At 32.4% G+C, this 8,814-nt stretch carries 11 protein-coding genes; all 11 read left to right on the top strand.

What is annotated here, in order from left to right; all coding sequences use genetic code 11:
• The first annotated feature begins 52 nt into the window (after positions 1-52).
• The 11 genes from QRN68_RS17835 to QRN68_RS17785 all read left to right on the top strand — a co-directional run bounded on the left by QRN68_RS17835 (position 53) and on the right by QRN68_RS17785 (position 8,701).
• Positions 53-595 (top strand): suppressor of fused domain protein, encoded by a 543-nt coding sequence (locus tag QRN68_RS17835; protein WP_285398251.1) that lies wholly within the window; start codon positions 53-55, stop codon positions 593-595.
• 777 nt (positions 596-1,372) lie between these two features.
• Entirely contained in the window at positions 1,373-1,807 is a 435-nt protein-coding gene (locus QRN68_RS17830) for an SMI1/KNR4 family protein (RefSeq protein WP_285398250.1), read from the top strand.
• A gap of 273 nt (positions 1,808-2,080) precedes the next feature.
• Positions 2,081-2,530, top strand: a complete 450-nt coding sequence (locus tag QRN68_RS17825; RefSeq protein WP_285398249.1) for an SUKH-3 domain-containing protein — start codon at positions 2,081-2,083, stop codon at positions 2,528-2,530.
• A 36-nt stretch (positions 2,531-2,566) separates the two neighbouring features.
• Positions 2,567-2,701, top strand: coding sequence for a hypothetical protein (locus tag QRN68_RS17820; protein WP_285398248.1), 135 nt, complete (start codon positions 2,567-2,569; stop codon positions 2,699-2,701).
• 237 nt (positions 2,702-2,938) lie between these two features.
• On the top strand, positions 2,939-3,370 hold the full coding sequence (locus tag QRN68_RS17815) for a hypothetical protein (RefSeq protein WP_285398247.1): 432 nt from the start codon (positions 2,939-2,941) through the stop codon (positions 3,368-3,370).
• A gap of 93 nt (positions 3,371-3,463) precedes the next feature.
• A complete protein-coding gene (locus tag QRN68_RS17810; protein WP_285398252.1) occupies positions 3,464-4,006 on the top strand; it encodes an RNA 2'-phosphotransferase in 543 nt (180 codons plus the stop codon).
• Between the two features lie 42 nt (positions 4,007-4,048).
• A complete protein-coding gene (locus QRN68_RS17805) occupies positions 4,049-4,702 on the top strand; it encodes an SMI1/KNR4 family protein (RefSeq protein WP_285398246.1) in 654 nt (217 codons plus the stop codon).
• 228 nt (positions 4,703-4,930) lie between these two features.
• A complete protein-coding gene (locus QRN68_RS17800) occupies positions 4,931-5,632 on the top strand; it encodes a YwqG family protein (RefSeq protein ID WP_285398245.1) in 702 nt (233 codons plus the stop codon).
• A gap of 154 nt (positions 5,633-5,786) precedes the next feature.
• Complete coding sequence (locus QRN68_RS17795) at positions 5,787-5,933, top strand: hypothetical protein (protein WP_285398244.1); 147 nt, start codon at positions 5,787-5,789, stop codon at positions 5,931-5,933.
• A 282-nt stretch (positions 5,934-6,215) separates the two neighbouring features.
• Complete coding sequence (comX, locus tag QRN68_RS17790; RefSeq protein ID WP_285398243.1) at positions 6,216-6,374, top strand: competence pheromone ComX; 159 nt, start codon at positions 6,216-6,218, stop codon at positions 6,372-6,374.
• Positions 6,365-8,701 carry a sensor histidine kinase gene (locus QRN68_RS17785; protein ID WP_285398242.1) on the top strand — a complete coding sequence of 779 codons (2,337 nt, stop codon included), beginning with the start codon at positions 6,365-6,367 and terminating at the stop codon, positions 8,699-8,701. The genes comX and QRN68_RS17785 overlap by 10 nt, the downstream gene beginning before the upstream one ends.
• Positions 8,702-8,814 lie beyond the last annotated feature (113 nt).

Genomic DNA, 8,814 nt, shown 5'->3' with positions numbered 1-8,814 from the left:
TCATTGGAACATAAATCATTCGATACTGTATAATTTTGGTTAATCAACACGCGTGGTTAACTTAATAACTTTTAAAGCGAATGAAGAAAGAAACTTTCATACTATTATTACGCATGGAATGAGTTCGTTTGCCGCAAAAGTTCCTTTAGATGAAAATGAATGGAGATATACTGAACTTATAATGTATCTCCCGAAAACTTGGCCAGTAATGAAAGAAAATATTCATGAGTTTAATGAATATTGGCCTTTCGGATGGCTTAGAAAATTAGGGAAATTCACACATGAGATGGATACTTGGTTTTGTTATGGCGATACAATCCCGAACGGTGATCCACCTGAGTTAATAGCAAATAATACTAACTTTTGTTATATGTTATTATTACCACCTATACGAGAAGATGAAAGTTTTTTCGAATTAAAAATCAGTAAAGAAAAATCAGTTCGTTTTCTAGTGGTAATGCCAATTTATAAAGAAGAAATGGACTATCACTTGAAGTATGGATTTGGAGCTCTTCTTGAAAAATTTGATCAATTTGATGTGAACGACATTATTGATATAAATAGAGTAAATACTTGTAAAAGTTTAAATACCTAGAAAATCTATTTTTAATAGAAAAGACAAATTGAGCAGCTGGAAGAAATAGCAAAAGAGCTAAATCTAGCAGGATAATTCTAAATAATAGTATTCTACTTTATCTAAGAATGTTGGAGGATTAGATAATGAAGTTAACTAAAGAGCAAGCAGAACAATTAGCATTGGAATATAGAAACAATATAAGAATGAACATTAGAGATTGGAACTAATCAGTGTCGAAGTTTCAAAAGTTTCAATGAATATTGGGTGGCTATTTTTGAGTGAAATCCAAAGAAGAGCATTTATTGGAGGGACCATTATTTTATTGATAATCATTTAGAAATGAGTTTAGATGACGTTTTAGAAGTAAGTATAACGAGTTTAGATAAGTAAAGAAACCAATCTATCTCACCTGTGAAAGGTAAAGAATGCTTTCTCACAATAGACCATAATTATTGAAGTTGGAGAATATATTTTGAAACTTTATTTTTTGAATGACTGTTTGGGAGAAATAAAAAATATTAATGTTGATGGTAGTTGGTTAAATGGAAGGATTATATGTAACAAAAACATAAAGAAATTCATGGATTTTTTGAAGCGATTGTTTACGAAAAAAACGAGTTTGTTGAAGAGAATTTTTGTGATGAAAGTAATTGGTATATTCTTGATGGAGAAAATGGAAAAAGAGAAATATACATACCTGCAGTTTATCTCGATTGCGAGGATATACTAGTGATCTTACCATTAAGCTATTGCGTATCCAAAACTTTCTAATAAAAAAAAGAGAGGTAATGTAATATGACATATGATGAAGTGGAATCCGTTTTATCTCAAGTGTTGGAAAAAGAATGGGAAGACTTAGATCCACCTTCTTTGAATGATTGGGGAGAAATGGAAAGAAAACTTAATTGTAGATTTGGGGAAGAGTTTAAATCTTTTTTTATCTTAATTTCTAAATATGTATTACCAGGCATTTTAAACGTATCAACAGGAAAAAATAATGGGAATGATTTAATTACGTTTGTGTATGATTATGAGATTAATAATGGTCATTGGAATGTAAATATGATCCCATTCTTCGAAATTGGTAATGGTGATTATTTTTGTATAAATGCAAAATACGGCCCAGTATCACCTGTATATTACTATTCTAGTGAAGATTTTAATATTGAAGAATACAATACAAGCTTTGAAGAATGGATAAACGACTTACCTCAGTTTTTAAATGGATAAATATTGATTAGCCTCGATAAAAGTTTCATTGAGGTTTCTTATAAATGAATAGTTTTAAAGAATTAATATCAAAAGAACAAGCAAAAATGATTGGACTCGATTATATTGATAAAGTTCCATTAAACATATTCAATTTTAATGGAAATAAACTGATGAAATTAACAATAGTAAATTTCTCAAAAATAAAAAGTCAAAGTTAATTTAGCAGCGTGCTCGTTCTTAAGGGGAGAATAGAATTATACGCGTTGAAAATAAATAAGGTGGATGTTTTAATTGCACAATAACTTTTCTGAAACTACAACACAAATCTTAACCAATTCGGGATGGTTTCCTGAAAGAGAAATTGATATTAAGAAAACAGTAGATTTTTTAGAGTCAAAAGGTTACCAACCATTTCACGGTGTTCTTAAAATGTTAAGTGAATTTGGTGGATTAAAATGTAATTTCCAACATCCTAATGGAAATAAAGATTCATTTCATATAATTCCAGAAGAGGCTTATGGTGATTACTATGAAAAAGAGGATTTTGAAGAAATTGAAATACGATTAAATGAGCCGATAATAGCAATTGGTGAAGCAAGAAATACTTATATGTTGATGTTTATGTCTAAATCGGGGAAAGTATTTGGAGAAATGGGTTATTGCTTAGTGAAATTTGGTGATAACATTTTCGAAGCCTTAGAATTATTGTGCCAAGCCCTACCTGGAGAAGAAATAGAATAGCTTCTAAAAAACAATACCCTAAATCCATAACTTTTTATGTTTGAACAAATTGGTCGTTCGATATTTTGGAATATAAATGGATTTGAAGAAAACGAAATGAGTGCAGCTGTTATAAGAATGAAAAAGAGATTTATAAAAATAGAGACTAGTACAATTGTGGTAGATAGATAAGGGGATGAATATTTATTTCCATATGAAATAGGATTTTTCCGAACGGATATGTAAATATTTATAATTAATGTTTATAAATGAGGGTGCGAGTGGTATTATTCCAATACTGGATGGTCTTGATACCCAACCATAATAAACAACATGGAGTATGCTTTGTTTTTTATATTCTGGATATTTGTTCAGAGTAAAGCAAAACAGAGAGAATTTATCCTAGTTTCTGTAAAGGGAGTGAGTGGAGTGATTGATAACAATTTACCTATTGTTCCTTGGGTAGGACTTGGAGGGATTAAGCTTTATAGTCATATAAGCCAGTTCTACGATTTAATTGCTAATATGGATGAGAAGTCAAGGTTGGTTACAACGTTTTTTATTAGATATGAAATTAAAGATTCTGTAGACCTGTGGTTCAATTTGATGAATGGGAAGCTCTTTAAGATAACGGCATTGAAAGATTACAAAGGGTTATTATTTAACAAGATACATATTGGTATGCATATTGATGAAGTGCTCCAAGTAGAGCCGAGTTTTGAATATGATGATTTTGAAGAAGTCTATGTTAGTTCAAATGGTATATATATTGAAACTGATCCAATTGAGCATACCGCATTGTGGATATCGGTATTTGTTAAAGAAATAGATAATGATGATTTTGAGAGAGGGAATTGGTAAAGAGTACTTATGGAGAATTTATCGGTAAAAACGAGAGATATACTATTACAGGTAGGCTGGAATCCAAATAATAAGATTGACGTAACTAAAACCGTGTCTTATGAAGAATTAAGCAAGGAAGTTTCGTATGCACTTCGACACGCTCCGTGGCAATATGAGTTAGAAATAGATGATGATGGCTGGGTTTCGCTTGAACAATTAAGAGCCGCTTTTTTAGCCACTCCGAAGTGGAGCAAGTTAGAGGTTAATGATTTTATTGAAATGGTCAATATGGCAGAGAAGAAGCGACATGAAATACAGGGTAATAAAATTAGAGCGTTATATGGACATTCAAATGGTATCCATAAGATAGCAAAAGAAGAAAGAATACCACCAAATGTATTGTACCATGGTACGGCTAAGAGATTTCTGGGGAAAATAATGATAGAGGGGCTACTTCCACAAACACGACAATATGTACATTTATCAGTCGATTTGGAGACAGCTATGCTCGTTGGAAAAAGAAGAGATCATGAACCACGAATATTGAAGATTAAAGCAAAGGAAGCCTACGACCAGGGTGTTAAATTTTACTATGGAAACGATAATGTTTGGCTAGTGGACTCGATTGATGCTAAATATATATCAATAGATTAACTTTTGGGGTGTTCTTTTTGTACATACACAGGATGGTGAAAAATGTTTGATTTAACTAATAGTAAGGACTTAAATAAATATGCAGCAGCAAGCGAAAAAGAAATACTTGCCATTGAAGACATGATTAACTTTAAACTACCCGCTGAATATAGAACATTCCTTAAATACACTAATGCCCTTTCTAGTGCCAGTGGTGTGTTGATTTACGGGACTGAAGAAATAATAGAAAGAAACGAGACTTGGGAAGTAAATGAATATGCCAAAGGTTATCTTGCTATCGGTGATGACGGAGGCGGTACTGTCTTTTTAATGGCACTCAATACAGAAGAGAGTAGGGTTTTCGCGGTGGGTTCCGGAGATATGAATCCACAAAATGCAACTATCATAGCCGCAGATTTTACACGTTGGATTGATAGTGGCTGTGTTAGTGAGACAGAGGACGAGGAGTTAGGTGACCCTATTGATACTTGTAATATTCTGTTAACAGCTTCACCGAATGGGGGATTAAAAGATTTAGTCAAAATAAAAAACGTTCTGCACATAAAGATATCTGCTTCGGATTTATTAAAGTGTTCAAAAAATCTTCCTTGTGAACTTGTAAAGGACTATCCATACATTCAGGCTATAAAGCTAATTGAATCAATGGGGGAAATTGGACAAGCATTAACAGTAGTTCCTTTAACTATAAAAGAGTAAAAGATTGTTATATTAAATAAGCTTATTCCAATCAAAAGAGTGAGTAGGAATAAGTTTTTTATGGAAGCACCAAATACTACACACCTTCTAAAGAATTAATAATCGTAACCAAAAGAGGTGCTACTTTCTTTATTTTACTTGATGGGAATTATTTGAAGATTTTTTGCTCATATAGAGTATGTATAATAAGAGAAATCATTAAGAGCAACGAGAAAGGATTGATACATAATGAAGCATTCATTAAAGCAGGTGATTGCTTTACAAGCAGTAGAGGAGTCAGTTACTTATACGGATAGTAAATTAGGTGGAAGACCTTATTGTAAGTTAGGTGACAGTTTTCCTGTACATAGTAGTGGCATACCTTATATGTTTTTGGCACAGCTTAATTTTTCTCAGTTACCTTCGCTGGAAGATTATCCGCAGCAAGGGCTTCTACAGTTTTTTGTGTTGGCAGATGAGGATTATGGTGTTTACGAGGATGGTTATTATTGTCGGTATTATGCGGACTTTGAGCCATCTCATGATATAGAGCCTTTTTCTGATGAGGAAATGGAGTATGAGCTATGCGAACCAATTATCTTTGGTGGTCCTTATGCATTTAAGGCAACATTACGAGAAGAATTAGTACCGTACACAGATCCTCGCTCCGTTCAATATGACTTACCAATGGAGAACCCTGCATATTCAAAGTATTTTGATCAAACAGATGGTAGCGGCACGAAAATAGGTGGCTATGCATTTATGGATAAAAATAGTTTTGATGAGAATAATGGCAATGCTGAGCTGCTGTTTCAATTAGATATGGAGGGCGATGCTAAAAAGACATATGCCATGATAGCAGACTCTGGCACAATGCAATTTTTTATAGAGCGAGATTCTCTAATCGCAAAGGATTTTTCTAAACTTTATTATTATCTTTACAGCATGTAATAGAAATCGTATCGCGAAGGCAGTGGCGATACGATCTCTTATTGCCTTCGCGTGTAAATATGCTTCGATCGTAAGCGTCAAATAGCGCCCACTGAGTAACAGGTGGGCGCTGTTTGGCGCTTACTTTTATATTGTAATAATGAATGTATACACCTTGGGACTTCTATCCATCGTGTTCGCCTTTCTTTCCGTCGTTCCAAGACTTCTATCAGTCGATGACTCCATGGTTTCCGTCGCCGCAATTTCTATCCGTCACCTTGGGACTTCTATCCGTCGTTGTCGCTTTTCTTTCCGGCGATGACTCCGTAGTTTCCGTCACCACGTTTGGATATAGATATTTGTAATAATTATCTGATAATTTAAAGAGGGGAAATGTATATTAAGCAAAAATACTACATTATCTATTGTTTTTTAGTAATTTGTAGAAAATATTGTTGAATATATGTAATAAGATAGTATAATGGAGTTGTAGTTACATATTTGGATATTAATACCTTGTAAAATAATTGTAAAACAAGTTTGTGAAAAAATATGTGACTGCAATAAATGTAAGAAAATAACTAATGAAATGAGGAGATTTGTAATGATGAACATGATTCAATATTTAGAGCAAAATCCGTCGTTAGTAACTTTGTTAAAAGAAAAAAAAGCTTCTATACTTGGTGTTACAGAAATTGAACAAAAGGCAATTCTGGATTCTTTTGATGAAGAATACAGTTCAGAAGGTTTAATTTGGTACTAAGGTTTAAAAAAATTAAATGGTTGTGGCTAGCTATAAGTGTCTACTTAGTAATCGGTATATATCTGTTCTATGTAACTTATAGCTCGCCTTCTTTAAATATTAAAGTTCAGGAAAAAGATGGACAATGGTTTGTAATTGAACCATATTTCAAAAAATGGGCAGATGATAATCATGTAATGTCTGGAGATACAATTTTAGAGGTTGATGGTACTCGGATAGAATATGATACTAAGCTAAAATATGATTCTGTAATTAGAGCAGCAAATGAATTGTTAGTAATGAAGCCAGATGGAAAACTTATTGAAGTAAAAATAAAGCATTTAGACATACCACAACAATTTTATTATGTTTTGGCAGTTCCCTTTTGTTATTATTTACTTAGTTTATTTATTACAGTGTATTTAAATTATAAGCAAAAAAATAACATCCTAATTAATTTACTAATTCTATTTATTCTAACTGTTTCTTTAGCGTATGTTAGTAGTGGGGCTTCGAGTAGACTTGATTATGTTGGTATTGTTGTGAATCGTAGTACTATGCTACTGTGCTTAGTACTATTAATTCATTTCTTGAAGGAATATTTTAAATTTTTAAATATAAAATGGGCCTTTTTTGAAAATGTAAAAGCACTTTATATAATTCCTTTATTTACTATATTAATTAGCGTTTTAAGTGTAATTTATCCATCTACTTACTTTATCCATTCTTACATTATTCTGGGGATGTTTTTAATGCTTTTAACAATCCTACTATGTATTATGACAAGAGGGTATCTTAAACATAAAACGCCACAACTAAAAATTTTATTGATTAGTGTTTTTATTCCGTTTTTACCTTTCCTTTTTTTATATGCACTACCAGTAATCTTATTTAATCATTATTTACTATCTGCCGAAGTATGCTCCTTATTCTTAATGCTAATCCCTTATAGCTTTATATTTACACAGCTCACTGAACGTATCTTTGATATGGAATATTTTATTACGCGTTTACGCCATTATTTTAATTTTTCATTTGCTTTTACGATCTGGCTATTAATGGGCCTTTATTCGATTACGGATTTATCTATTTCAAAAATGACGGAAATATTCTTTTTTGCATTTTTGTCGTTAATAGCACTTTTTTACATAAAAGAGAAAGTAGATTATCGAAAGCGAAAAATTCTTTTTTCAACAAAAGGAGATTATATTCATCGATTGTATACGACAGTTGATAGTATCGGAAGGGTCGTAAAAATTGAGGACTTACTTGAGAAATTTGTTAAGGAAATTGCTGTACATCTTGAGATTGATAATGTTTACGTATTAACCTATGATTTGCAAACACATCAAGTTACTTCAACGAGCAAATCAAAAGAATATACACCAAATCAAATTGACGAAGTACTATTAGATAAACTTCGCTTGGGAGATATAAAGAAAACGGATCATTTTTATATTGCCTTTATCCACCAAGATGTTAATTATAAAAGAATACTAGTTGTAGACCATAATAAATCCATTTATCTAAAGGATGAGGAATTGTTATGGCTTGAATTATTACTTTTATATTTAAATAATTTTATAGAAAATACAAAAATGGTGGAGGAGCTTCTCGAACAGTTAAAGCATATGAAGGAAGCTGATAAAAGTCAGCTGCCGTGGCTTAGTAAGCTACTTTGGCTACGATTTGAGGAAGAAAAATATCAATTAGCTCAAGAACTTCATGATACGATTTTACAAGAGCAGCTCCATATTGCTAGAGAAATGGATGTATTTATACATGCAAAGAAAAAGGCGGATATTCAATCGAACCTTACTAAAATACATGATCATATGATTACATCAGTGAATGATTTAAGAGGCTACTGTGAAAATTTGAAGCCACCCTTATTAGATACATTGGGATTAAATGCTGCGCTTGAGAAGCTTATTCAAAAAATACATAAGCGTGCCGATTTCGTTTTAATTTACACAATCGATCGTCTTTACTTGGAGGATGAGCGTTTAAACTTGATGATTTATCGACTTTTCCAAGAGCTGCTAAACAATGCCTTGAAGCACTCATTTGCCAATACTGTTGAAATTCATCTAGTAGAAAAAGAAGATGGTTTTGAAATCAATTATTCTGATGATGGTGTAGGATGTAAGATGGATGATATCATTCTAGCTGATTCAATGGGGATCAGAGGTATGCAAGAGCGGGTCCAGGCCTTTAATGGTCAGTTTTCTATTAACACCAATGTAGGAGAAGGCATGTCCATTCGAATTAGAGTAGATGAAGGAAATCATACCCATTGCTTTGGCTATGACACCTATAATAGAAGACCAATTCATAGTAGCGGATAATAGATAATTATTTACACCTCCTAACCTTTTCGTATTGTGCAGATTTCACAGAATTGACCTTCAGGAAGCCCACTTCTTCAGAGGTGGGAGGAATGAAGTGCTTTTTTCTTTAC

This window comes from Lysinibacillus sp. fls2-241-R2A-57, assembly GCF_030209535.1.
Taxonomy (GTDB): domain Bacteria; phylum Bacillota; class Bacilli; order Bacillales_A; family Planococcaceae; genus Lysinibacillus.
The sequence above is the reverse complement of the archived record's forward strand: the minus strand, read 5'-3'. Positions and strand labels throughout refer to the sequence as shown.

What these genes read in the sequence shown, in the direction of transcription:
- QRN68_RS17830 (WP_285398250.1), top strand. Translation starts at nt 1,373, where the DNA reads ATGACATATGATGAAGTGGAATCCGTTTTATCTCAAGTGTTGGAAAAA.
- QRN68_RS17820 (WP_285398248.1), top strand. Translation starts at nt 2,567, where the DNA reads ATGTTTGAACAAATTGGTCGTTCGATATTTTGGAATATAAATGGATTT.
- QRN68_RS17805 (WP_285398246.1), top strand. Translation starts at nt 4,049, where the DNA reads ATGTTTGATTTAACTAATAGTAAGGACTTAAATAAATATGCAGCAGCA.
- QRN68_RS17800 (WP_285398245.1), top strand. Translation starts at nt 4,931, where the DNA reads ATGAAGCATTCATTAAAGCAGGTGATTGCTTTACAAGCAGTAGAGGAG.
- comX (WP_285398243.1), top strand. Translation starts at nt 6,216, where the DNA reads ATGATGAACATGATTCAATATTTAGAGCAAAATCCGTCGTTAGTAACT.